The sequence below is a fragment of the Sphingorhabdus sp. genome (assembly GCF_046292425.1).
Lineage (GTDB): Bacteria > Pseudomonadota > Alphaproteobacteria > Sphingomonadales > Sphingomonadaceae > Sphingorhabdus_B.
Genome location: NZ_JBKBQV010000001.1, coordinates 51,523 through 72,939, shown reverse-complemented (window position 1 = coordinate 72,939; position 21,417 = coordinate 51,523). Strand labels below are relative to the sequence as shown.

The window sequence follows — 21,417 nt, the reverse complement described above, 5'->3', positions numbered from 1 at the left end:
ATTTATGAAACTGCTCAAACTCGTTCGTGATGATACCAATGTTGATTTTCTAAGATGGCGCGTATGGGCCTTTGCGATCAGTCTTGTTCTGATGGCTGCATCGGTTGGGTTGGTTGCGACCAAGGGACTCAATTTCGGTGTGGATTTCATCGGTGGTCAAATGATCCGGGCAACCTTTACGCAAAGCCCAACGGCACCGGTTGCTGAGCTTCGTGAAACAGTAGGGCGCCTTGGTTATGGCGACCCGACGATCCAGCGATTTGGCGCTGAAAATCAGGTTTCTATCCGCATGAAACTGCCGGAGGGCGCGGATAAGAACCCCGAATTGGCCAACGCCATGGCAGTGAAAATTACGAACACACTTAAAGCCGGTCACCCTGATGTGCGGATCGACGGGGTGGATTCGGTATCCGGCAAAGTATCTGAGGAGTTATTCGGCAAGGGTATACTTGCATTGCTCGCCGCGATGGCTGGTGTTTCAATCTATATCTGGTTCCGGTTCGAATGGCAGTTTGGCGTCGGCGCAATCTGGTCGCTGGTCCACGATGTGACCCTCACTTTTGGGCTGTTTTCGCTGACAGGATGGGAGTTCGACCTGAATATCATCGCTGCGCTGCTGACCATCATTGGCTATTCGCTAAACGACACTGTCGTGATCTATGACCGTATTCGCGAAAACCTGATGAAGTTTCGCAAAATGGAAATGGCGTCGCTTCTGAACCTTTCCGTTAACGAGACTTTGTCCCGTACGGTGATGACCAGCGTATCGATTTCATTGCCATTGATCGTCTTGGTGCTCTTCGGTCCTGATGTCATCTTTGGCTTCAGTGCGGCTATGGCCTTCGGTATTGTGGTTGGAACCTACTCGTCGATCTATCAGGCTGCTCCAATCCTTATCTGGCTCAAGGTTGGCTCACATAGTTTCGTGCCGACTGACGAAGTCGGTTCAAAAGCTGAGCGGATTAGCGAAGGTTTTGGCGCTCAGCCTTGACGCCCTGCCACCGACCGAAAAAATTCGGCAAGTTGCCCTGCATTTTCGCCCCAGGATAATGTCTGCACATTTTCCGCCACATCTGCTTGGGTAGGCGGGTTGGCCAAAATGTCGCGCGCTGCCTCGGCTATCGCTTTTGGCGTGCGTGCGACAATACGGCCCGCCGTGTCGTTTTTCAGTAGCTCCCTAATTCCACCGACATCGCTGGCAATGACAGGCGTTCCACAGGCCAGCGCTTCTACCCAGGCATTCGCAAGGCCTTCGCTTGATGATGCAAGTGCCATGATATCAGCTGCTTGGTAAAGGTTTGGCAAATCATCATGTGGAATGGCACCAAGAAACTTAACTCGGTCACCGACGCCCAGCGCAGTCGCTTGGGCGCGCAAAGTTGCTTCATCTGGCCCGACCCCCACCAGCAAGAGTGTTGCGTCCGGAATGGCTAGCAGGGCCTGTAGCAGCATAGTCTGCCCCTTCCGGGGGATGAGCGCGCCAACGGATAACAGGACTGGGCCCACCAGTCCCAGGCGCGCCTTTGCTGCGGCACGGTCAGCAGGTACAAAACGATTTTGGTCTAGCCCGGTATAATGCACCTGAATTTTGGCAGCATCGATCCCCATCGCGATCATATCGGTCTTCAGCGCTTCGGACACTGCCAATAGCCCGGCTGCTTTGTCAGCTGCCATAAGGATTTGGCTGGCGCAGGCACGTTGTTGCCCCCAATGATGGATATCGGCACCTCGCGCCTTAATTGTAAAGGGAATGTCCAATGCATGTGACAGCCTCATTGCCGCTGGCCCGTCCGGGAAGAAAAACTCGGCGTCGATAAGGTCAAAGGGTGTTTCACGGTGAAGCTGTTCCACCAACGGCAAAGTCGCACGGAAAATTGCGGCGGGATTGCGTGCACCACCCAACACCGGAATAGCGGTAAATGGCGGGCGGAAAACCTCTAGCCCACACCAGCTTTCGTCGCGAAGGGACCTTAGGTCTGATTGTCCTGCCCACAAACTTAGCGGCCATGGCGCGGTGCCGATTGGGTTGACCACCGTCACGGCGAAATCTCGAACTTCGGCCAATGCGCGGGTCTGACATTCCACGAAAACCCCGAAATTGGGTCGATGCACCGTCGGGAACAACGTAGAAAGGGTCAATATGCGCAAGGCTTCCCCCTTAAAGCTGGCGGACCAAACGGACAGCTTTTGCAATCCATGCTGGATCAGCGACGATCTGTTGGCGAGCGCCTGTCTCGATTGGCAGGATGTGCAGCTTTCCAGCCTCGTGCCCCAAAAGCCGGCCAAAGATAAAGCGACCGCCGGGTCGAGGTACAAGAACATCGAGATTCAACGCGGAGGAAAACTGGTTGGGCTGCAATTGTTGCAGCCATAATTGATCGCCACGCCGATATTGACCGGTGGATGCGGCAATACGCATACCTATCATCGCATCACCCGTGTTTGGGACCATGATGCGCTCTGTTTGTCTCGGGGCAAACGTACCGTCGTCGTGTAATATGGCGGCCACGGGTAGATATTGTTGATCAGGCAACGCGATGAGGTCACTGGAGTCGACCTTCAAAGCCTCCGCAATCCGGTTAATCCATATCAGCGATAGCACGCGGGTGCCTGTTTCGAGACGTCCAATTGTTTGCGCCGTTGTAGGTGGTTTGCAGCGTTCTGCCACCTCCGCAAGGGTAAGTCCTTTTGCCTTGCGAACATCGCGAATTCGACTTTGCATGCATCCCTCCGTCACCAAATAGGTTTTTTCTTTCCTACAATATTCACCAAATGGCAATGATGATTCGGCCCACCGTTGGAGACTATTGATGCCCGCTAAGTTATTTTCTAACCACAAACTTCATGATCCGCGAACTCTTGTCGAGAAAGGATTGAACCAAAATGGAGTACGCTCCGCTGTAAGAGCCGGTGAACGTACCGTTACGGTAAACCTATCTGAATCCCCGTTATCTTGGTTGCATGCTCATGGTCACTTAACCGATCGCCAAATGTTGGCCGGTGAAAACTTGCGCCGTGATTATGAAACGGCGGCGTTTGGGCCGCAGATAACCATGTCTTGGGAGAATATTCCGCGCAGCCGGAGAAAACGTGCGGCCCCATCCGGGTTAAATTCCACCGAGCGGACGATTAGTGCAAAAGCTCGCTTTGACCAAGCCTTGACAGCGCTTGGTCCTGATTTGTCGGACATCGCATGGCGGGTCATTTGCGTGGGTGAAAGCGTGCCAGTCGCCGAACGCGAAATGTCATGGCCAGTGCGGTCGGGGAAGCTGGTCCTGAAAATTGCGTTGGACCGGCTGGCGTGTTTTTACAGAATTTCTGGTTAAAAGGCGGACTCTTCGACGATTAAAGCCAGCTCGAGCCAGCGATCTTCAGCTGTGTCTTTTTCGGCGCGCAGGTTCTCCGTCTTGGCGGTTAATTCTGCAAACCGCTCAGGTTTTCGCGTGTATAAAGCGGGGTCGGCCATTTCTAACTCTGCTGCCGCGATCTCCGCATCGATTTCCGCGATGCGCTGAGGCAGAAGATCATAATCGCGCTGGTCTTTGTAAGTAAGCTTTACCCGTTTCGCGGCAGTTTGTCCGGCGGCCGCAGGCACGGACGACGACGTCTTGTCTGCCTTTTTTGGGTTCGACTTGGCCCGCTTGTCGCGTTTGTCTTCCCAGTCCGCATATCCGCCGGCAATAATATCGACATGGCCCGAACCGTCCAGACCAAGCGTCAATGTCACGGTTCGGTCAAGGAAGTCACGGTCATGGCTAACGATCAACACTGTGCCGTCATAATCCGCAATAACCTCTTGAAGCAGATCGAGCGTTTCCAGATCAAGGTCGTTGGTCGGCTCATCCAGCACCAGCAGATTGGCTTCACGCGCAAACTCGCGGGCAAGCAGTATGCGCGACTGCTCGCCACCGGAAAGAGACCCAATCCGTGCTTCGATTAGCGCCGGGTCAAAAAGAAATTCTTTAAGATAGCCCTGCACATGCTTGCGCACGCCGCGCACATCGATCCAGTCGCCGCCATCGGCCAAGACATCGCGCACGCGCTTTTCCGGCGTCAGCAACTTGCGCTGCTGGTCGATGACGATGCCGGTCAGCGTAGGCGAAAGTGTAATGCTGCCCGTGTCAGGTTCCGTCTCTCCGGTCAGGAGGCGAATGAGAGTCGTCTTGCCTGTGCCATTTGCACCCACAATGCCTATGCGGTCACCGCGCTGGATGCGCAGCGTGAAATCCTTGATGATTGTCCGTTCACCGAAACTTTTGCAAACATGCTGGGCGCTGATGACAGTTTTCGTTTTGCTGTCATCGCTCGACGCGGCGAGCTTGGCTGTGCCTTGCGGTCCAATCATCGCCGCACGCGCCGCGCGCATCTCCCACAATTTCGCCAATCGGCCCTGATTACGCTTGCGCCGCGCAGTCACGCCACGTTCAAGCCAATGTGCCTCAATCTTTAGCTTGGCATCCAGACGGTCTGCGTTCCGCGCGTCCTCGGCAAAGACTCGTTCCGTCCATGCTTCATAACCGCCAAAGCCTATCTCGTTGCGGCGCAGCAGCCCACGGTCGAGCCAAAAGGTTTGCCGTGTCAATCGCGTCAAGAATGTCCTGTCGTGGCTGATCACCATGAAGGCACCGCGATAGCGCGTCAGCCATTCTTCGAGCCATTCGATTGCAGCAAGATCAAGGTGATTGGTCGGCTCGTCAAGAAGGAGCAAGTCGGGTTCACTCGCGAGCGCTCTGCAAATCGCAGCGCGGCGCTTTTCCCCGCCGCTTGCGGTCTTTGCCTCTCGGTCCAAATTAATACCCAGTTGGTCAGCGATAGCGCGCACGGCATATTCGGGCGGTCCTTTTTCGCCATAAACGGCAAAATCGACCAGCCGGTTAAATGATGTGACGTCCGGGTCTTGCTCCAGCATAACGATATTCGTGCCGGGCACGACGACGCGGTTGCCTTTGTCTGCCTCGACCGTTCCAGCCACCAGCTTCATCAAGGTTGTTTTGCCAGCACCGTTGCGGCCAATCAACGCCAAGCGGTCACGCGCACCGATAAACAGGTCGATATCCTGAAACAGCCATCCGCCGCCTTGCTGTAGCGCGAGACCTTCGAAGGCAAAAATAGGGGGTGCTGACATGGTCAAGGGCGGATAGGGCGAGGGCGCCAGCAATGCAACCGTCACTGTGCGATGCGGGCACAGTTGTTCGTCGTTCACTCTGTCATGCTGAACTTGTTTCAGCCTCTTACTTCGGGCATCGGGTGACAAAGGATCGCGCCGAATTAAACTGAGGCGCTCGGGCAAGGTATCAGAAAATGCGTATAATCCATCTAAACGGCAATTATATTCCCGAAAATGAAGGCAAGATTTCGGTGTTCGACCGCGGTTTTCTGTTTGCGGATGCAGTTTATGAGGTTGTGTCGGTTTTGGACGGCAAGCTCGTGGATTTTAATGGTCATGTGCAACGCCTCGCCCGTTCGCTTAAGGAGATCGGCATATCCGGTACGCCGGGTACAGAAAACTGGCTGACCATATGTCGCGAGTTGGTGGCCCGTAACAATGTCGAAGAAGGCATGATCTATTGGCAAGTCACACGCGGAGCGCCCGCCGACCGAGACTTCGTCTTTCCGTCGAGAAACACGCCGCCCACCGTTCTTGCATTCACTCAATCGCGGGAGCTTGTGGACAACCCTTTGGCCCGACGCGGCTTGCATGTTGTGACCGTGCCTGACTTACGATGGGGCAGGGCGGATATCAAAACGACGCAGTTGCTCTACGCTTCGCTGATGAAGAATGAGGCAATAGCGCGCGGTGCCGATGACGCGTGGATGGAGCGTGATGGCTGGATTACGGAAGGCAGCGCGCAAAATGCGCACATTATTACGCGCGAAGGCGTATTGGTTACGCATCCGCTGAATCGGGATATTTTGCACGGGATCACTAGGGCGGCAGTACTGCCGCTTGTTGCACAACGCATTGAAGAGCGGCCATTTTCGGTCGGCGAAGCGGAACAAGCGGCAGAGGCTTTCGTTTCTTCGGCCTCAGGCTTTGTGATGCCGGTGGTAAACATAAACGGGTGTGCGATAGGCGATGGCAAACCCGGTTCTGCAACCATTCAGCTTCGCCAAGCATATATTGATTGCGCACGCCGGACGGCCATTTAAGCCGTTGGCATCAAACGGGAGTTCAATATGCGTAAAATGATTATAGCAGCTTTGCTAGCGACCAGCGGCATGATTGCCAGTGGCGCAATGGCGACTCAGGTGAATATCACCACTGCCAATCCGGTAATTGATCTGACAATTTCTGATACCGTGGAAGCCCGCCCTGACATCGCTACTTTTTCAACTGGCGTTCAAACTATGGCACCAACGGCCAGCGAGGCAGTGCGCGCAAATAATGTGCAAATGGCGTCTGTGGTCGCGCGCCTGAAGAAACTGGGCATTGCAGATCGCGATATTCAGACCACACAAATCAATTTGAATCAGCAATTTGACTATCGCGATGGGCAACAAGTTTTCAAAGGCTATCAGGCGTCGAACATGGTCAACGCAAAATTGCGCGACCTAAAGAAGCTTGGCGCCTTTTTGGATGCGCTGGCCGTCGATGGCGCGACAAACTTCAATGGACCAACGTTCGGCATCGATGATGACAGCAAGTTTCAGGATGCTGCCCGTGACAAAGTCTGGGCGTCAGCCATGAAACGCGCCCGCGAAGTGGCGCGCAAGGCAGGCTATGCTGATGTGAGAGTTTTGCGTGTTGAAGAAAGCGATCAGGGCCGGGGATACTCTCCAATGCCAATGGCCATTCGAGCAATGGACGCTTCTGAAAAATCCACACCCATTTCGCCCGGCGAATTGAGTGTCGGGGCGACAATGTCCTTCACATTCGAAATGGTGAAATAACTATGCGGGCGTCATGCGGTCCATAATGCAGGCGCCCCATTCACTTTGTGTTCAATGCTGCAGGATTAGGGGAAATTGATGTTCAACAGAATTATTCTCGCTTCCATGCTCGCAAGCATTGTATGTTTCTCCCCTGCGATGGCTGATCCCGCGCGTGGGGAACAGAATGAAGCGCGTCAGGATATGAGGGCCGGAAAGGTCAAATCCTTGCGTGAGATTGAGGCAAATATTGTGCCACGGATGCGTGGAATGCAGTATTTGGGCCCTGAATATGACCCCAGCGCACAGGTATACCGCCTGAAATTTATCAATCGCGACCGTGTGATTTTCGTGGACGTTGACGGGCGGACAGGGGGCGTGCTGCGGCAACGCTGATAGGATTTTGTAGCAGCACGCGAATCTGCTAGCCATATTCCGATAACATTATTGACAACTATAAGGGGACAGCATGCGCATCTTGATCGTGGAAGACGAACCCACCTTAGGCAAGCAGCTCAAATCGACGCTTGAGGGTGCAGGTTATGCCGTTGACCTCTCTGTCGACGGAGAGGACGGCCACTATATGGGTTCGACCGAAAATTACGATGCTGTCATTCTTGACCTTGGCTTGCCCGAGATTGACGGGCTGACGGTACTTGACCGCTGGCGCAAAGAAGGTCGGAAATTCCCTGTACTGGTCCTGACTGCGCGCGATAGCTGGTCGGACAAGGTTGCTGGCCTTGATGCGGGCGCCGACGACTATCTGGCAAAGCCTTTCCAGACAGAAGAACTGATTGCTCGCCTGCGCGCGCTCATACGCCGTGCATCGGGCAACGCTTCTAGCGAGCTTAATGTCGGCGCTGTCCGGCTAGATACTCGCTCCGGTCGCGTGACACTTGACGGACAACCTGTCAAACTGACGGCGCAGGAATATAAATTGCTGTCCTACCTTATGCACCACAAGGGCAAGGTCGTGTCGCGGACCGAATTGATCGAGCATATTTATGATCAGGATTTTGACCGCGATTCCAACACAATCGAAGTGTTCGTCACCCGCATTCGGAAGAAATTGGGGCAGGACGTCATTTCTACGATCAGGGGCCTTGGCTACAGTCTTGAGGAACCTGTCAGCTGAAAACGCCGGTGGTCAATAACTCTGTACCAAAGCCGCCGACCTGGCGCAGTCAGTTCCAAAGTACTGGATCGCTCACCCGCCGGATGATTCTGACAGCGGCGGCGTGGATTACGATATTGTTGATCGGGGGCGGGGCTGCGCTTGACCGCGTACTGACCAATTCGGTCGAGCAAAATTTCGACAATCAGCTGGAGTATGTGCTGACCGCGATGATTGCGTCCGCCGAAATTGGCCCGGACGGTGAAATCCGGATGAACCGCCCGCTGGGGGATCAACGTTTTCTTGAGCCGAACAGCGGGCTTTACTGGCAAATTACCGGAAAAGGCGCGATGCCCTTTCCCTCACGGTCGTTGTGGGATCGCACGCTAAGTCCACCCGCCGACCATAATGACCAGTTTGTTCATTTTCGCGATAGCAGCGAATTTGCTGAAGAGCCCCTGCGTATCGCAGAGCGTGCTATCAAGCTTCCGGATTCGGACATTGCCTGGACTTTTATGGTGGCGCAGAGTCGGGATAGTCTTGATGCGCAAATTCAGGAACTGCGGTCTGTATTGGTAATCAGCTTTTTCTTGCTGGCGCTCGGTCTGATCATTTTGGCAGCTTTGCAGACCTTTTATGGTCTTTGGCCATTGCGCGCGGTACGAATGGCTATCGCCCAGATGCGAAGTGGAAAAGAAAGCCGTGTCACCGATGCTTTGCCCGACGAGGTGATGCCGATGGTGAATGAGTTGAACGCCTTACTCGACCATAATGAAAAACAGGCAGAAGAGTCGCGCCGACATGCTGGCAATCTGGCGCACGCATTAAAGACGCCGCTGACGGTTATTATGAACAGCGCGACAGCGCAGGCCCCCGATCTAGCAGAAACCGTTATTCGCGAAGCTACGACAATGCGACGGCAGGTGGATCATCATTTGGCCCGTGCCCGCGCGGTGGGCCGGCGGGGCCACAGCCATAGCCGCGCACAGGTTTGGGGCAGCCTGGAGTCGGTAGAACGCGCCGTCGGCCGCCTGTATGCCCATGTCCGCTTGGATATGGCCGGTGATAAAGAAGTTGCGGCGCGGGTGGAGCGGCAGGATCTGGATGAAATGCTGGGAAATTTGATCGAAAATGCTGCCAAATATGGTGGGGGCAGTGTTTTCGTGACCGTTGAAGATGTTGGCGATTTTGTGGAAATTATCGTTGAAGATGACGGCAACGGCATTCCGGAAAGTGAACGCGAGCGCTTGTTTGACCGCGGAGCACGGCTAGATACCGGCAAGCCCGGCACCGGCCTTGGCCTTGCCATTGTTCGTGACGTCGTGGAAATTTACGGCGGGACAGTCGCGCTGGAGGAAAGCGAGGATCTCGGTGGACTGTTGGCGCGGCTGAGGCTGCCGAAAGCGATAAGCTGACTAGCTGCCGTCGCGAATCTGCTGATGGTGGCGGATGACCTCGTCAATAATGAAGCGAAGGAATTTTTCCGTAAAGTCAGGATCTAGTTTAGCGTCACGGGCCAGTTGACGAAGCCGCTCAATCTGTTTTTCCTCGCGCGCCGGATCAGCGGGCGGGAGCGACGATTTCGCTTTAAACTCCCCCACAGCCTGCGTTATCTTGAACCGCTCGGCGAGCATGAAAACCAAGGCGGCATCGATATTGTCGATGCTGTCGCGAAATCGAGATAGGGTTTCACTGTCGTTCATCTTGCTCATCTGTGCCGATATTGATCGAAAGGGACAAGGGGAAATACACCATTTGCACTTGCCTATCAGCGCGGCTGTCGTCAGAGCAGGAGCATTATGACTGCAACAATCCATAAAATCGGCGGACATCAATCGCCATCGCTAGACCCGATCCTCAAATTGGTGGCGCCGGGGATGAATAAGGTCAACGCAGTCATCCTTGATCGCATGCAGTCGGAAATCCCGCTAATCCCAGAACTTGCAGGGCATTTGATCGCTGGCGGCGGCAAACGAATGCGGCCAATGCTGACTTTGGCCTGTGCGCAGTTGCTGGATTACCCTGGCGAACGTCACCATAAGCTGGCAGCCGCCGTAGAATTCATTCACACGGCGACCCTGCTTCATGATGACGTAGTTGACGGAAGCGACATGCGCCGCGGCAAGACTGCCGCCAACTTGATTTTTGGCAACCCTGCAGCAGTTTTGGTTGGCGACTTTCTTTTCAGCCGATCATTTGAACTGATGGTTGAGGATGGGTCGCTTAAAGTTCTAAAAATATTATCGAATGCATCTGCGGTTATCGCTGAAGGAGAGGTCAACCAATTGACCGCTCAACGGCAAATTTCGACCACTGAGGAAAAATATCTCGAAATCATTGGTTCTAAAACCGCAGCTCTGTTTGCAGCCGCGTGCCGGATATCGGCCGTCGTGGCCGAAAGCGGCGAGGCGCAGGAAATGGCGCTTGATTCATTTGGCCGCAACCTTGGCATTGCGTTCCAACTGGTTGATGATGCCATTGATTATGTCTCTGACGGTGCAACCATGGGCAAGGACAGCGGCGATGATTTCCGCGACGGTAAAGTCACGCTACCGGTGATTCTCGCGCACTGCCGTGGAAACGCCGAAGAGCAGAAGTTCTGGCGCGACGCGATGCTGGGCAACCGCGTGTCCAGCGACGACCTTACACATGCTTGTAACTTGCTGCGCGCGCATAGGGCGATTGACGATACACTCGACCGCGCCCGACATTATGGCCAACGCGCAATCGACGCGATTGCGCATTTTCCGGCGGGCGAAGCCAAATCTGCGCTGACTGAGGCAGTAGAATTCGCGATAGCCCGCGCATATTGACGGGCGAAGCGGTGTCGTCCGCTCCAACTGATGCACTGCCCATCATGGCAGTTCTGCCCGACCTTCTGGCTTCGTTGCGTCACAGTCCGAACGCAGTGCTTATTGCGCCCCCGGGTGCTGGCAAGACCACCATGGTGGCACCTGCGTTGTTAGCGCAGCCCTATTGCGCCGGACAGATCCTCCTGCTGTCCCCGCGCCGTTTGGCAGCGCGCATGGCGGCAGAACGCATAGCCGCAAATCTTGGCGAAGCAGTAGGCCAACGGGTTGGCTATGCGACCCGACTGGACAGCAAACATGGTCACGACACCCGGATATTGGTCATGACTGAAGGTATATTTCGGAACCGGGTTATCAGCGACCCCGAGCTGTCCGGCATCTCTGCCGTGTTGTTTGACGAGGTGCATGAACGCAGCACCGACAGTGATTTCGGCCTCGCCTTGGCACTGGAGGCGCAGGCTGCGTTTCGTCCGGACTTGCGTTTGCTGGCGATGTCGGCGACGCTGGATGGCGGGCGTTTTTCGCAGCTTATGGACGATGCACCAGTGCTGGAAAGCGGAGGCAAAAGATGGCCTTTGGAATATCATTATGTTGGGCGCCGCACCGAACTGCCCATTGAAACCGACGTTGTGCGAAGCGTTCGCCAAGCCCTTTCGGAGCAGCAGGGCGACCTATTGGTATTTCTGCCCGGCGTGCGAGAAATTGACCGGGCATTTGACGCCTTGGGAGTTTGTGGCGACGATACTGTCGTGCACAAGCTGCACGGTCAAATAGACCCTGCTGCCCAGCGCCTTGCCGTCCGGCGTGACCCGCAAGGCCGGCGCAAGATTATATTCGCCACGAATATCGCGGAGACCAGCTTAACCATTGATGGCGTGCGGGTGGTGGTCGACAGCGGCCTTGCAAGGCGCGCACGATTTGACAAAGCGGCGGGGGTCACTCGGCTCGTCACCGAACGCGCGAGCCTGTCTGCCGTCACCCAGCGGGCCGGGCGCGCTGCGAGGCAACAAGCGGGAGTAGCCTACCGGTTGTGGGAGGAAGCAGGAAATGGAGGCTTACCTCCTTTCGACCCCCCTGAGATACTTGAGAGCGACCTTGCGCCTGTGTTGCTGGATTGCGCGCGTTGGGGCGAAAGCGACCCTGCCAAATTGCGTTGGCTTGATCTTCCGCCTGAACCTGCGCTAAAACAAGCGCGCAAGCTGCTGGTTTCGGTAGATGCGCTTGACGAGAGTGGCCGTATTACGCCGCATGGCAACAAACTTGCCAACCTGCCCTTGCCTCCGAATCTCGCGCATATGGTCGTCGCTGCAGCGGAGGGTGGACAAGCTTCAGACGCGGCCATGTTGGCCGTCCTTTTGCAAGAACGGGGTCTTGGCGGGCAGGGGGAAGATATCGAGGCCCGCTTCAAGCGTTTTGTCCGTGAAAAGGGTTCAAAAGCAGAGGCCGCTCGAAAGCTGGCGCAGCGCATTGCGCGTTTATGTGGGACAAGCGGTGACGCAGAACCTCGTAGCATCGGCGAACTCGTCGCAACGGCATTTCCCGACCGCATCGCCAAGCGCCGGGATGCCAAGGGCGAAAAATGGATCAGCGCCATGGGCCGCGGCCTGCTATTGGACACCGCCTCGCCGCTGGCGCGTGAGGAATGGCTCGCCGTGGCGGATGTGCAAGGCGCCGCGTCTGGTGCGCGGATACTGACGGCGGCGGCATTGAACGAGGCTGAAATTTTGGACCGATTTGCCCACCGCGTCGCCAGTCAGGAAATCCTGTCCTATGACAAAAGCGCCGACCGGGTCGATGCGCGCGTTCAGCGGCGTCTCGGTGCAATAGTGTTGAGCGAGGGGAAGTTGGAAAAGCCCAACCCGCAGGCTGTTGCAAGCGCTCTGTTGGCGGCAGTGCGCGACATCGGGATAGATGCACTGCCATGGACAGCTTCGTCGCGTGCACTTCGCGAGCGGGCGCAGTTTGCCGGAATGGCTTCGCTTAGCGACAATGAATTGCTGGAGAATGCAGAGCAATGGCTTATGCCGCTGCTCGGCAAGGTCAATCGCCTGCGCGACGTGACGTCATCGGATTTGGCAAATGCACTCGAGTATATGCTCGGTCGGGACATGCGCATCCGCATCGACCAAATTGCGCCAGCGTCGTTTAAAAGCCCTGCCGGAACTACCCACGATATCGACTATGCAGCAGAAGCAGGCCCAACGGTCGAATTGCGCGTGCAGGCATTGTTCGGTCTTGATAGCCACCCTGTGGTTGGCGTGGACCGCATACCACTTGTCCTAAGCCTGACATCGCCCGCTGGTCGCCCGATCCAGACAACCCGCAATTTGCCTGAATTCTGGCGCGGAAGCTGGCGTGACGTCGCGAAGGAGATGCGTGGACGTTATCCCAAGCACAACTGGCCAGAAGCGCCTTGGGAAAGCGTAGCCAGCCTTAAAACGAAAAAGGCACAAGCCCGCAACGCTTGACGACTCAGATGGTGTTCGGGCAAGGCGGCATCAGGTTTAATCATCAGGAAAATGCCATGTCCGCCCGTATCTTTCAGCGCCCCAAAAATGCCATGCAGTCTGGCCGCGGACGCCGTGACGAATGGGTGCTTGAATATGTGCCAGCAGAGCCACGCAAGGCCGATCCGTTGATGGGCTGGGCTGGCTCAGGCGACACGCAAGCCCAGGTGCAATTGACGTTCCCCAGCCTTGACGCGGCACGTGCCTATGCCGAGAAGAAGGGAATTGCCGCGACCTATATTCCGACGCCACCCAAGACACTTAAGCTTCAGGCATATGCGGATAATTTTCGCTAAGCGATCATCCCGGGGAGCATCAGCAACTTGACGTCAACGACGCAGCCTTCGCTACGCTTTCCTTGAATAAATTGAGACAATTCGGACAAGGAAACACGGTGGACGGTGATGTTCTCGCCATCAACCCCGCCGCCTTCACTGACCTTGGTCAGGCCACGTGCACGGACGAGCGAGAAGCTCTCGCTTAACATGCCGGGAGACGAGTAAAACTGGCCGACGATTTCCAATTTTTCCGCGCGATAGCCAGTTTCTTCTTCCAATTCTCGGGCAGCGGACTCAAGTGTGTCTTCGCCCTCCTCATGGTCCCCGATGAGGCCAGCGGGTAATTCAATGCAATTCGCACCCAGAGGAACGCGAAATTGTTCGACGAGCAGGACATGATCATCCTCAAGTGCCAGGATGACCGCCGCCTTGATGCCGCGCGCGCGGCTCACATATTCCCATTGCCCGCGAGTCTTCGCCGTGATGAAGCGGCCTTGCCACACTATGGTTTCCGCTTGGTCCTGCCCACTCATATTTCAATGAGCCTGTCCGGGATTTCATTAGGATTTTCGCTGCCCTTGGGAAAATGTTCAGCGAGCACAACGCCCATCTGCCGCACAGCAGCGGCGACGCCAGTCCCCGGATTCCCGGCCTTCACCTGATCTAGCAGGGCAACCATTGCGTCACCCCACACTTCTGGAGCAACCTTAGATGCGATGGCTTCATCAGTCACGATTTCCGCGCGGTGCTCTTTCATCGAAAGATATAATAGTACGCCGGTCCGGCCCACGGTTTTGGCCTCCGTACCGACCTTGAACAGGCTGATCGCGCGGTTGCGTACGCGAGCCAGCTTCGTCGACTTTGGCGTGAGCGCAAGGCGCAGAGGCATCCATTTAAGGATGAACCAAGTTCCTATCCATTTCAGCGCAACGGCGGTCAGCAACAGAGCCACGTACTCGCCCGTCGTGTATTCATGGCCCCACCCACCCGACAAACCGTTAATCAAGCCGATATAAAAGTCAGGAAATGTAGCATAAGTTGCAAGGGCAATGAACGCGACTGCGCTTGCCCAAGCCATGGCGATATCTTCATAATGGTCTGACAAATCTGTGACAATCGTGACAATCTCCCCGCTGGTATGCCGTTCTGCATCGGCAACTGCTGCGGTAACCAACACATGGTCGGCTTCCGTCATCTGACTGATTTTACGTATGGCCATATCAAATCATCCTACCAGCCACCCGATGCGCCGCCGCCACCGAAGCTGCCGCCACCGCCGCCAAAGCCGCCGCCACCACCAAAGCCGCCACCGCCAAATCCGCTACCTCTGCCACCAAAGCCGCTGCCCCCGCCCCAAATAATCACTGGCCCCATGCCGCCGCGTCGATGTTTACGCCCTCCGCCATTCATCGACCGGATCATTGGCAGAAACACGAAGAAAACTAGAAACAGCACGAAAATGATGGCACCAAACGGAATTCCTTCATCGCGTACGCGAGGTTGTTGCGCTGCGCTTGCAATCTTGGCGGCTTCGTCGTCGGGCAATTCAAGTTGCGTGACTATTCGGTCAACGCCTGCGTTGATCCCGCCTACAAAATCGCCATCCTTAAAGCGCGGCGTAATGTCGTTGCGGATGATTGTTGACGACAGGCCATCGGTAAGTACTGGCTCTAGGCCATAGCCCACCTCAATCCGCATCTTGCGTTCATTCGGGGCAACGATCAGGATCGCGCCATTATCCTTCTCGGTCTCGCCTTTGCCGTCCTGCCCAATCGCCCAAGTCCGACCAAGCCTATAACCATAATCCGAGATTTCATAGCCTTCGAGGCTATTAAGTGTTGCCACCACTAATTGGCGCTTAGTGCGGGTTTCCAGCCCTTCCAACTTGGCTGTCAGCGCAGCCTCCTGTTGCGGGTCAAGCAAGTTGGCCTGATCAACCACCCGGCCAGTCAGCTTCGGAAAATTCTGCGCAACTGCTGCTTGGCCGGTAAAGGCCAGCAGCAGTGCAGTCAGCAGGCCAAGGGCCTTATTCATGTTCAATTCCCCAATAGGCCTTAAGCCGCTGGCGCCATATCCAATTTCGGGGCTGTCTCTGCTCCCGGCGTGGTTGCTTGATAGGGGATCATCGGCTTTGCACCGTGAATGACCTTTGCGCCAATAATGTCCGGAAATGTGCGAATGGTGGTGTTATACCCACGGACCGCTTCGTTATAATCGCGCAGCGTAATGCGGACGCGATTTTCCTGACCTTCCAATTGATCCTGCAGCTTCAGATAGCCTTCTTGGCTTTTCAGCTGCGGATATTGTTCAACCGACACCAGCAGCCGTGAAAGGCTGCCCGACAGCTGGTTCTGTGCCGCCTGAAACGCAGCCATCTTGGCAGGGTCGCTCAAATCGTCCGGATTGACTTGGATATTGGGCGACGTCGCGCGGGCGCGTGCCTCAATAACTTCAGTAAGGGTTTTGTTTTCCTGCGCCGCTGCGCCTTTGACAATATTGGCCAAATTGGGGACCAGGTTGGCCCGTTCTTGAAACGCGGCCTGCACATCTGCCCACTTCGCCTTAGCATTTTCCTCTGCCGTTGGCACGCTGTTGATCCCGCATCCGGCCAAAGACGCCGCTGCAACGGGTACCAAAAGAAGTTTCATAAAGTTATTGACCATTTAACGAGTTCCTCCACTGGGCAATTGCCTAGAAATCCAGCCTTTTAACGGGCGTGTGTTACATACATAAGGCGCGTGAAGTGCTTTCGCAATGACTGCTATCGTTTGCGCGGCCTGTATGGCATGTTTTGCAATATTTCACATTTGGGAGATCGTCATAATGTTGTGGGAATTCAAAACATTCATCATGCGCGGCAACGTGCTGGATTTGGCTGTCGGCGTTCTGATTGGCGCCGCTTTTGGGAAAATCATTGCGTCGTTGACAGACGACGTCATCATGCCGTTAATTACGCTAATGACTGGCGGTGGCGTAGATTTCAGCAGCAAATATATCGTGCTCAGTGGCGGCGCAAAAGTGACCTCTGGCATGTCATTGGTTGCGGCCAAGGTCGCGGGCGCGAATGTTCTGGGGTGGGGAAGCTTCATCACGGCGACAATCAATTTCCTGATCCTTGCGTTCGTTATTTTTATGATTGTACGCGCCGCAAACCGCGTCTCTCCGCCTACCGCGGCGGGGCCGTCGCAGGTCGATCTGCTCGCCGAAATCCGCGACGAGTTGCGCAAGAAATAACGCCAATTGCAATGCCGTGATGTCTGGAGCATAGGCGCTGCATGAATTCTGCCGACTTGAATCGAGGCCGCCATTTCACGCACGTTACGGGGTTGCGTGCTTTTACGGGTGGGCTATTTTTGCGCGGCTTTGAACGTATCGTCGACCGGATCGATCATGGCCTGGAATTTGGGACGATTGAGGGCATATTGCCCGACGGGTCGGCTCGGCTGCTCGGCGGCAGGGGGGCAGGGCCAACGGCTGTTGTAACCCTGCATAGTTGGAAGGCGCTGCTCCGGTTGGTGCGCGGCGGGTCAGTCGGCTGGTATGAAGCATGGGCGGCGGGTGAGTGGAGCAGCCCGAACCCGGTGCAGATATTCGACCTGTTCATGCGTAACCGATTGCCGCTTGGCACAGTTGCGCGGTCTTCGGGGATAGCGAAGGTTGCGGGCTTGGCAATGCACAGTTTGCGCCGCAACAGCCGGAGTGGCGCGCGCAGGAATATCGAGTTCCATTATGATCTCGGTAATGATTTCTATCGGGCCTGGCTTGACGAGAGCATGACTTATTCCAGCGCCTTGTTCGCTGAGCCCATGTTAGCAGATGAGGCATTGGAAACCGCGCAACAACGCAAGATTCAAAGCCTGCTAAAGCGGTTGCATCTATCTGACGGTGACAAATTGCTGGAAATAGGTTGCGGTTGGGGCGGACTGGCTGAAGCGGCACTTCGGGCGAACTATATCCATTACCACGGCATAACTTTGTCGCCTGCACAAAAAGCATATGCGGACGCGCGTCTTTCAGGTTTGGGCGACGCACAGGTCAGCCTCACTGATTATCGCGACGTGGCTGGCCAGTATGACGCGATCGCAAGCGTTGAGATGGTGGAGGCAGTTGGCCAGCAATATTGGCCCGCTTATCTTAAATCTATCGCCCGGTGCCTAAAGCCCGGGGGCCGTGCGGCGATCCAGTATATCCGGATCGAAGACGATGTCTTCGAATCCTACGCGCGCGGCACTGACTTCATTCAACACTACATCTTTCCCGGTGGCATGTTGCTGTCCGAAAGTCGCTTCCGGGCAATTGCGGGTGAATGCGGACTGTCTTGGGAAAACCAGTATGACTTTGGCCTGCATTACGCAGAAACGCTTCGGCAATGGCGGGTGCGGTTTGATGCCGCGGTTGCGGGCGGGACTTTGCCTGGCGGTTTCGACGATAAATTCATTTCGCTTTGGCGTTATTATCTGATGTATTGCGAAGGCGGATTCCGAGGCGGCGGCATCAATGTTGCGCAGGTCACTTTGGCGAAACAATAATCTTTTGGGGGAGCAGGATGATAAAATGGATATTGGGGTTGTTGATTGTCGTTGCGGCGGCAGCAGGCGGTTTTTGGGTCAGCGCGGACAAGGACATGAAAGCGCTCATTTCCCATCTGCCGACGGACGCTAACGTGCTTTTCTGGAGCGTAGAGCAACGCGACGCTGCGTTTCGCACGATGGACCGTATTCCCATTCTTGCCAAAGCCAACATCATAGCAACTGGTGACAGGGTTTATCCTTTACCCAAGGGCAATCCGCTGACGATCGGGACTGACGTCGACGCCTACATGAAGACTCAACGTACCGCGGGTCTTGTCATAGTTCAGGATGGCAAGGTGCGGATGGAAAAATACGGCCTAGATTTTAGTGCCGAGGGCAAATGGACGAGTTTCTCGGTTGCCAAATCCTTCACGTCCACTCTGGTCGGGGCAGCCATAAAGGATGGCTACATCAAGAGCATCGATGACAAGGTGTCGGCCTATATCCCTGATCTCAAAGGCTCGGTTTATGACGATGTAACCATCAAACAGTTGTTGACGATGACCTCTGGCGTCAAATGGAATGAGGATTATGAGGATCCCAAGTCCGATGTAGCCTTGTTTAACAAGCACAAGGCCGAAAATGGCATGGACGTAACGGTCAGCTATATGCGCAACCTGCCCCGTGAAGCGCCTGCAGGTTCCAAATGGGTTTACAAAACCGGCGAAACCAATTTGATTGGCGTGTTGGTGAGTTCGGCTACCAATAAGACCTTGTCAGAATATCTGTCCGAGAAACTTTGGGCACCCTTTGGCATGGAACAGAATGCAAGCTGGCTCCTGGGCGCCACTGGACATGAGATCAGTGGTTGTTGCATTCAGGCGTCGACCCGCGATTATGCGCGGTTTGGTTTATTCATGCTTGCCGGTGCGAAAGTCGATGGCGTGGGCATCTTGCCCGATGATTGGATCGCGCCCGCAACCAGCAAGCAAGCCGACATCGGCATACCGGGCAAAGGCTATGGGTACCAATGGTGGACTTATGATGACGGCAGTTACGCCGCCCAAGGCATTTTCGGGCAGGGCATCTTCATCGACCCCAAGCGCAATTTGGTCATTGCATCGAACAGCAATTGGCCCAGGGCGACGGATCCTAATACGGTGGGTGCGCAGCGCGAGGCGTTTTATAAGGCGGTTCAGGCGGCAGTAGATGCGGAGACAAATACCGCCTCCAGATAGCTATGCTGCGGTGCACAAAAATTACGTAAAGTAGCAATTAAATTGCGCCGCAACGCGTGGAAAAAAGGGGCTTTTCTAAGTCTTGATATTAGTCCAGCATGGGTTTGACACGTTTCGTCTTTCAGCGGGAGATTTGCTATGGATTTTAAGACGTTTTTGCGCGCAGGCAGTAATCGTCGGGCAATGCTCAAGGGCATGGGCGTTGCGGCCGTCGGGTTTTCGCTGACGGGTACGCTGGCCGGATGCGGCGAGAAAGAGGCGGCAAAGCTCGCCAATGGTGAAGAGGCCAAGCTCAACTTCTACAATTGGGACACCTATATCGGCGAGACCACGTTAGAAGATTACAAGGATAGCGCGGGCGTTGACGTAAATATGACCTTGTTCGCCAGCAACGACGAACTGTTTGCCAAGCTGCGCGCGGGCAACCAAGGCTATGACGTCATTGTGCCATCCAACGATTTTGTCGAGCGCATGGCTGCTGCCGATATGTTGGTTGAGCTAGACAAGACGCAAATCCCCAACTTCAAAAATGTTGCCCCGGATTATCAAGACGTGCCTTATGATCCGGCGCGCAAATATTCCATGCCGTATACGTGGTTGGCGCTGGGCATCGGCTATCGCAAATCAAAAGTGAAATCCGTGCCGGACAGCTGGAAGGTCCTCTTCGACAGCGATGAATATAAGGGCCGGATTGCGGTGCTGTCCGAGGCCGGGGACATGTTCCGCCTTTACGGCAAATATATGGGTAAATCGGTCAATGGCCTGACCGACGCTGACCTTAAAATGATCGAAGCGATGATGATCAAGCAAAAGCCGAACATCAAATCCTTCCATGAAGATAATGGTCAGGACTTGCTGCTTAAGGGCGAAGTTGATGTCGTCCTTGAATATAATGGCGACATTGCGCAGGCGATGGTTGAAGACCCCGACATCGGATTTGTCATCCCGAAGGAGGGCAGTCAGTTAAACTCCGACAATCTGTGCATTCCGAAAGGTGCGCCGCATCCAAAGAACGCGCATGCATTCATCAACTATTTGTTGGATGCCGAAGCGGGCAAGAAGATTACCGAGACGATCCTTTACCCCACGCCGAACGCGGCGGCAAAAGCGCTGATGCCGGATGACTATAAGGACAACCAAGTCATTTTCCCGCCAGCCGCGATTTTGGCAAAATGTGAATATGCCAAGTTCGATGCAGAGCTTCAGCCGAAATATGAGGAGGCGTTTACCGGCGTTCGGGCGGCTTAATTGATGTCAGGGCCGTTGCAGGACTGGAAAGCCCAGAAGAAGCCTTTTGCGGCCGTCGCAACGGCACCGGTGTTCTGGCTAGCCCTGTTCTTCATCGCGCCCATGGCCATCGTGTGGCTATACAGCTTTGGACAAAATGCTGGCCCAGCCGATATTGTTATCTCTGGCACGCTCGACAATTACAAGCGGGCGACCGAGTGGCTGTATTTATCGATATTTCTCAAAAGCCTTGCAGTGGCTGCGCTGACCACATTAATTTGCCTCATTGTCGGCTTTCCGGTGGCAATGGCCATTACCTTCGCCGCACCGAAGTGGCGGCCTTGGTTGCTGCTAGGCATCATGCTCCCGTTTTGGACCAACCTGTTGATCCGGACCTATGCGTTGATGGCATTGATGGGTACCAACGGTTACATGAACAAGGGGCTGGGCGGCCTTTGGGAAGGTGCAAGCTGGTTGCGGACTTTAGTGGGTATGCAACCACTTGAAGCATGGACCCCGGTCCAGTTGCTGTACAACAATTTTGCGGTCGTATTGGGGCTGGTCTATGTCCATCTGCCCTTCATGGTCTTGCCGTTATACTCGGCGCTCGACCGGCTCGACAAAAGCCTGATTGAGGCAAGCCTTGATTTGGGTGCCGGGCATTTCAAAACCTTTATGCAAGTCGTTGTGCCGCTCGCTGCGCCTGGTATTGTAGCAGGCGTGATGATTACGCTCATCCCGGCATTGGGGGCGTATCTGACCCCGGATCTGATGGGTGGCACCGACAGCCAGATGATTGCAAACGTCATCGAACGGCAGTTTAAACGCGCCAATGACTGGCCGTTTGGCGCGGCTTTGTCCT

The 21,417-nt window shown here is 55.1% G+C and carries 23 protein-coding genes; 15 read left to right on the top strand and 8 right to left on the bottom strand.

Annotation, left to right across the window (positions count from 1 at the left end; translation table 11 throughout):
• Positions 1-4: 4 nt before the first annotated feature.
• Positions 5-991: a protein translocase subunit SecF gene (secF, locus tag ACK4S7_RS00390; protein ID WP_409643315.1), complete on the top strand. Its 987-nt coding sequence runs from the start codon at positions 5-7 to the stop codon at positions 989-991.
• Here secF and ACK4S7_RS00385 read toward each other — a convergent pair.
• Together ACK4S7_RS00385 and ACK4S7_RS00380 are read right to left on the bottom strand one after the other, a co-directional pair.
• A complete protein-coding gene (locus tag ACK4S7_RS00385) occupies positions 982-2,148 on the bottom strand; it encodes a glycosyltransferase (protein ID WP_409643313.1) in 1,167 nt (388 codons plus the stop codon). The two genes, secF and ACK4S7_RS00385, sit on opposite strands and share 10 nt — an antisense overlap.
• Before the next feature lie 10 nt (positions 2,149-2,158).
• Positions 2,159-2,722 carry a helix-turn-helix domain-containing protein gene (locus ACK4S7_RS00380; protein ID WP_409643310.1) on the bottom strand — a complete coding sequence of 188 codons (564 nt, stop codon included), beginning with the start codon at positions 2,720-2,722 and terminating at the stop codon, positions 2,159-2,161.
• Between the two features lie 88 nt (positions 2,723-2,810).
• On the opposite strand from ACK4S7_RS00380, the gene ACK4S7_RS00375 reads away from it, so the two are divergent.
• Positions 2,811-3,326: a DUF6456 domain-containing protein gene (locus ACK4S7_RS00375; protein ID WP_409643308.1), complete on the top strand. Its 516-nt coding sequence runs from the start codon at positions 2,811-2,813 to the stop codon at positions 3,324-3,326.
• Here the strand turns inward: ACK4S7_RS00375 and ACK4S7_RS00370 are convergent.
• On the bottom strand, positions 3,323-5,125 hold the full coding sequence (locus ACK4S7_RS00370; protein ID WP_409643424.1) for an ABC-F family ATP-binding cassette domain-containing protein: 1,803 nt from the start codon (positions 5,123-5,125) through the stop codon (positions 3,323-3,325). The two genes, ACK4S7_RS00375 and ACK4S7_RS00370, sit on opposite strands and share 4 nt — an antisense overlap.
• A gap of 176 nt (positions 5,126-5,301) precedes the next feature.
• Between ACK4S7_RS00370 and ACK4S7_RS00365 the strand changes: the two genes are divergently transcribed.
• The 5 genes from ACK4S7_RS00365 to ACK4S7_RS00345 all read left to right on the top strand — a co-directional run bounded on the left by ACK4S7_RS00365 (position 5,302) and on the right by ACK4S7_RS00345 (position 9,399).
• On the top strand, positions 5,302-6,150 hold the full coding sequence (locus tag ACK4S7_RS00365) for a D-amino-acid transaminase (protein WP_409643305.1): 849 nt from the start codon (positions 5,302-5,304) through the stop codon (positions 6,148-6,150).
• A gap of 27 nt (positions 6,151-6,177) precedes the next feature.
• Positions 6,178-6,891, top strand: a complete 714-nt coding sequence (locus ACK4S7_RS00360) for an SIMPL domain-containing protein (protein ID WP_409643303.1) — start codon at positions 6,178-6,180, stop codon at positions 6,889-6,891.
• A gap of 78 nt (positions 6,892-6,969) precedes the next feature.
• The gene (locus ACK4S7_RS00355; protein WP_409643301.1) at positions 6,970-7,266 is read left to right on the top strand and encodes a hypothetical protein; all 297 of its coding nucleotides are present in this window, start codon (positions 6,970-6,972) and stop codon (positions 7,264-7,266) included.
• A 73-nt stretch (positions 7,267-7,339) separates the two neighbouring features.
• Positions 7,340-8,005 carry a response regulator transcription factor gene (locus tag ACK4S7_RS00350; protein WP_409643299.1) on the top strand — a complete coding sequence of 222 codons (666 nt, stop codon included), beginning with the start codon at positions 7,340-7,342 and terminating at the stop codon, positions 8,003-8,005.
• A gap of 83 nt (positions 8,006-8,088) precedes the next feature.
• The gene (locus tag ACK4S7_RS00345; RefSeq protein WP_409643297.1) at positions 8,089-9,399 is read left to right on the top strand and encodes a sensor histidine kinase; all 1,311 of its coding nucleotides are present in this window, start codon (positions 8,089-8,091) and stop codon (positions 9,397-9,399) included.
• Here the strand turns inward: ACK4S7_RS00345 and ACK4S7_RS00340 are convergent, their stop codons facing one another.
• Positions 9,400-9,687 carry a chorismate mutase gene (locus tag ACK4S7_RS00340; RefSeq protein WP_409643422.1) on the bottom strand — a complete coding sequence of 96 codons (288 nt, stop codon included), beginning with the start codon at positions 9,685-9,687 and terminating at the stop codon, positions 9,400-9,402.
• 96 nt (positions 9,688-9,783) lie between these two features.
• On the opposite strand from ACK4S7_RS00340, the gene ACK4S7_RS00335 reads away from it, so the two are divergent.
• From ACK4S7_RS00335 to ACK4S7_RS00325, 3 genes are read left to right on the top strand one after another with little or no spacing between them, the layout of a single operon-like run.
• Complete coding sequence (locus ACK4S7_RS00335) at positions 9,784-10,797, top strand: polyprenyl synthetase family protein (protein WP_409643295.1); 1,014 nt, start codon at positions 9,784-9,786, stop codon at positions 10,795-10,797.
• Positions 10,798-10,841: 44 nt separating this feature from the next.
• Positions 10,842-13,262, top strand: coding sequence for an ATP-dependent helicase HrpB (hrpB, locus tag ACK4S7_RS00330; RefSeq protein WP_409643420.1), 2,421 nt, complete (start codon positions 10,842-10,844; stop codon positions 13,260-13,262).
• Between the two features lie 56 nt (positions 13,263-13,318).
• A complete protein-coding gene (locus tag ACK4S7_RS00325) occupies positions 13,319-13,597 on the top strand; it encodes an ETC complex I subunit (RefSeq protein ID WP_409643293.1) in 279 nt (92 codons plus the stop codon).
• On the opposite strand, the gene ACK4S7_RS00320 is transcribed toward ACK4S7_RS00325, so the two are convergent.
• From ACK4S7_RS00320 to ACK4S7_RS00305, 4 genes are read right to left on the bottom strand one after another with little or no spacing between them, the layout of a single operon-like run.
• Positions 13,594-14,112 carry an NUDIX hydrolase gene (locus ACK4S7_RS00320; protein ID WP_409643291.1) on the bottom strand — a complete coding sequence of 173 codons (519 nt, stop codon included), beginning with the start codon at positions 14,110-14,112 and terminating at the stop codon, positions 13,594-13,596. The genes ACK4S7_RS00325 and ACK4S7_RS00320 overlap by 4 nt on opposite strands.
• Positions 14,109-14,798, bottom strand: coding sequence for a TPM domain-containing protein (locus ACK4S7_RS00315; RefSeq protein WP_409643289.1), 690 nt, complete (start codon positions 14,796-14,798; stop codon positions 14,109-14,111). Before ACK4S7_RS00315 ends, ACK4S7_RS00320 begins: the two co-directional genes overlap by 4 nt.
• Positions 14,799-14,809: 11 nt before the next feature.
• Positions 14,810-15,613, bottom strand: a complete 804-nt coding sequence (locus ACK4S7_RS00310) for a TPM domain-containing protein (RefSeq protein ID WP_409643287.1) — start codon at positions 15,611-15,613, stop codon at positions 14,810-14,812.
• 20 nt (positions 15,614-15,633) lie between these two features.
• Entirely contained in the window at positions 15,634-16,242 is a 609-nt protein-coding gene (locus tag ACK4S7_RS00305; protein ID WP_409643285.1) for a LemA family protein, read from the bottom strand.
• 160 nt (positions 16,243-16,402) lie between these two features.
• On the opposite strand from ACK4S7_RS00305, the gene mscL reads away from it, so the two are divergent.
• From mscL to ACK4S7_RS00280, 5 genes are all read left to right on the top strand, one after another.
• Positions 16,403-16,813: a large conductance mechanosensitive channel protein MscL gene (gene mscL, locus ACK4S7_RS00300; RefSeq protein WP_409643283.1), complete on the top strand. Its 411-nt coding sequence runs from the start codon at positions 16,403-16,405 to the stop codon at positions 16,811-16,813.
• 41 nt (positions 16,814-16,854) lie between these two features.
• Positions 16,855-18,108 carry a class I SAM-dependent methyltransferase gene (locus ACK4S7_RS00295; RefSeq protein WP_409643281.1) on the top strand — a complete coding sequence of 418 codons (1,254 nt, stop codon included), beginning with the start codon at positions 16,855-16,857 and terminating at the stop codon, positions 18,106-18,108.
• Between the two features lie 17 nt (positions 18,109-18,125).
• Positions 18,126-19,328 (top strand): serine hydrolase domain-containing protein, encoded by a 1,203-nt coding sequence (locus ACK4S7_RS00290; RefSeq protein WP_409643279.1) that lies wholly within the window; start codon positions 18,126-18,128, stop codon positions 19,326-19,328.
• A gap of 138 nt (positions 19,329-19,466) precedes the next feature.
• Positions 19,467-20,576, top strand: coding sequence for a PotD/PotF family extracellular solute-binding protein (locus tag ACK4S7_RS00285; RefSeq protein ID WP_409643277.1), 1,110 nt, complete (start codon positions 19,467-19,469; stop codon positions 20,574-20,576).
• A gap of 3 nt (positions 20,577-20,579) precedes the next feature.
• The coding region (locus tag ACK4S7_RS00280) for an ABC transporter permease (RefSeq protein ID WP_409643275.1) at positions 20,580-21,417 on the top strand (838 nt) is incomplete at its 3' end.

Bases quoted from the DNA above. Each gene is read 5' to 3' on its own strand.
- secF (WP_409643315.1), top strand. From the start codon at position 5: ATGAAACTGCTCAAACTCGTTCGTGATGATACCAATGTTGATTTTCTA.
- ACK4S7_RS00380 (WP_409643310.1), bottom strand. From the start codon at position 2,722: ATGCAAAGTCGAATTCGCGATGTTCGCAAGGCAAAAGGACTTACCCTT.
- ACK4S7_RS00375 (WP_409643308.1), top strand. From the start codon at position 2,811: ATGCCCGCTAAGTTATTTTCTAACCACAAACTTCATGATCCGCGAACT.
- ACK4S7_RS00370 (WP_409643424.1), bottom strand. From the start codon at position 5,125: ATGTCAGCACCCCCTATTTTTGCCTTCGAAGGTCTCGCGCTACAGCAA.
- ACK4S7_RS00365 (WP_409643305.1), top strand. From the start codon at position 5,302: ATGCGTATAATCCATCTAAACGGCAATTATATTCCCGAAAATGAAGGC.
- ACK4S7_RS00360 (WP_409643303.1), top strand. From the start codon at position 6,178: ATGCGTAAAATGATTATAGCAGCTTTGCTAGCGACCAGCGGCATGATT.
- ACK4S7_RS00355 (WP_409643301.1), top strand. From the start codon at position 6,970: ATGTTCAACAGAATTATTCTCGCTTCCATGCTCGCAAGCATTGTATGT.
- ACK4S7_RS00350 (WP_409643299.1), top strand. From the start codon at position 7,340: ATGCGCATCTTGATCGTGGAAGACGAACCCACCTTAGGCAAGCAGCTC.
- ACK4S7_RS00345 (WP_409643297.1), top strand. From the start codon at position 8,089: ATGATTCTGACAGCGGCGGCGTGGATTACGATATTGTTGATCGGGGGC.
- ACK4S7_RS00340 (WP_409643422.1), bottom strand. From the start codon at position 9,687: ATGAACGACAGTGAAACCCTATCTCGATTTCGCGACAGCATCGACAAT.
- ACK4S7_RS00335 (WP_409643295.1), top strand. From the start codon at position 9,784: ATGACTGCAACAATCCATAAAATCGGCGGACATCAATCGCCATCGCTA.
- hrpB (WP_409643420.1), top strand. From the start codon at position 10,842: ATGGCAGTTCTGCCCGACCTTCTGGCTTCGTTGCGTCACAGTCCGAAC.
- ACK4S7_RS00325 (WP_409643293.1), top strand. From the start codon at position 13,319: ATGTCCGCCCGTATCTTTCAGCGCCCCAAAAATGCCATGCAGTCTGGC.
- ACK4S7_RS00320 (WP_409643291.1), bottom strand. From the start codon at position 14,112: ATGAGTGGGCAGGACCAAGCGGAAACCATAGTGTGGCAAGGCCGCTTC.
- ACK4S7_RS00315 (WP_409643289.1), bottom strand. From the start codon at position 14,798: ATGGCCATACGTAAAATCAGTCAGATGACGGAAGCCGACCATGTGTTG.
- ACK4S7_RS00310 (WP_409643287.1), bottom strand. From the start codon at position 15,613: ATGAATAAGGCCCTTGGCCTGCTGACTGCACTGCTGCTGGCCTTTACC.
- ACK4S7_RS00305 (WP_409643285.1), bottom strand. From the start codon at position 16,242: ATGGTCAATAACTTTATGAAACTTCTTTTGGTACCCGTTGCAGCGGCG.
- mscL (WP_409643283.1), top strand. From the start codon at position 16,403: ATGTTGTGGGAATTCAAAACATTCATCATGCGCGGCAACGTGCTGGAT.
- ACK4S7_RS00295 (WP_409643281.1), top strand. From the start codon at position 16,855: ATGAATTCTGCCGACTTGAATCGAGGCCGCCATTTCACGCACGTTACG.
- ACK4S7_RS00290 (WP_409643279.1), top strand. From the start codon at position 18,126: ATGATAAAATGGATATTGGGGTTGTTGATTGTCGTTGCGGCGGCAGCA.
- ACK4S7_RS00285 (WP_409643277.1), top strand. From the start codon at position 19,467: ATGGATTTTAAGACGTTTTTGCGCGCAGGCAGTAATCGTCGGGCAATG.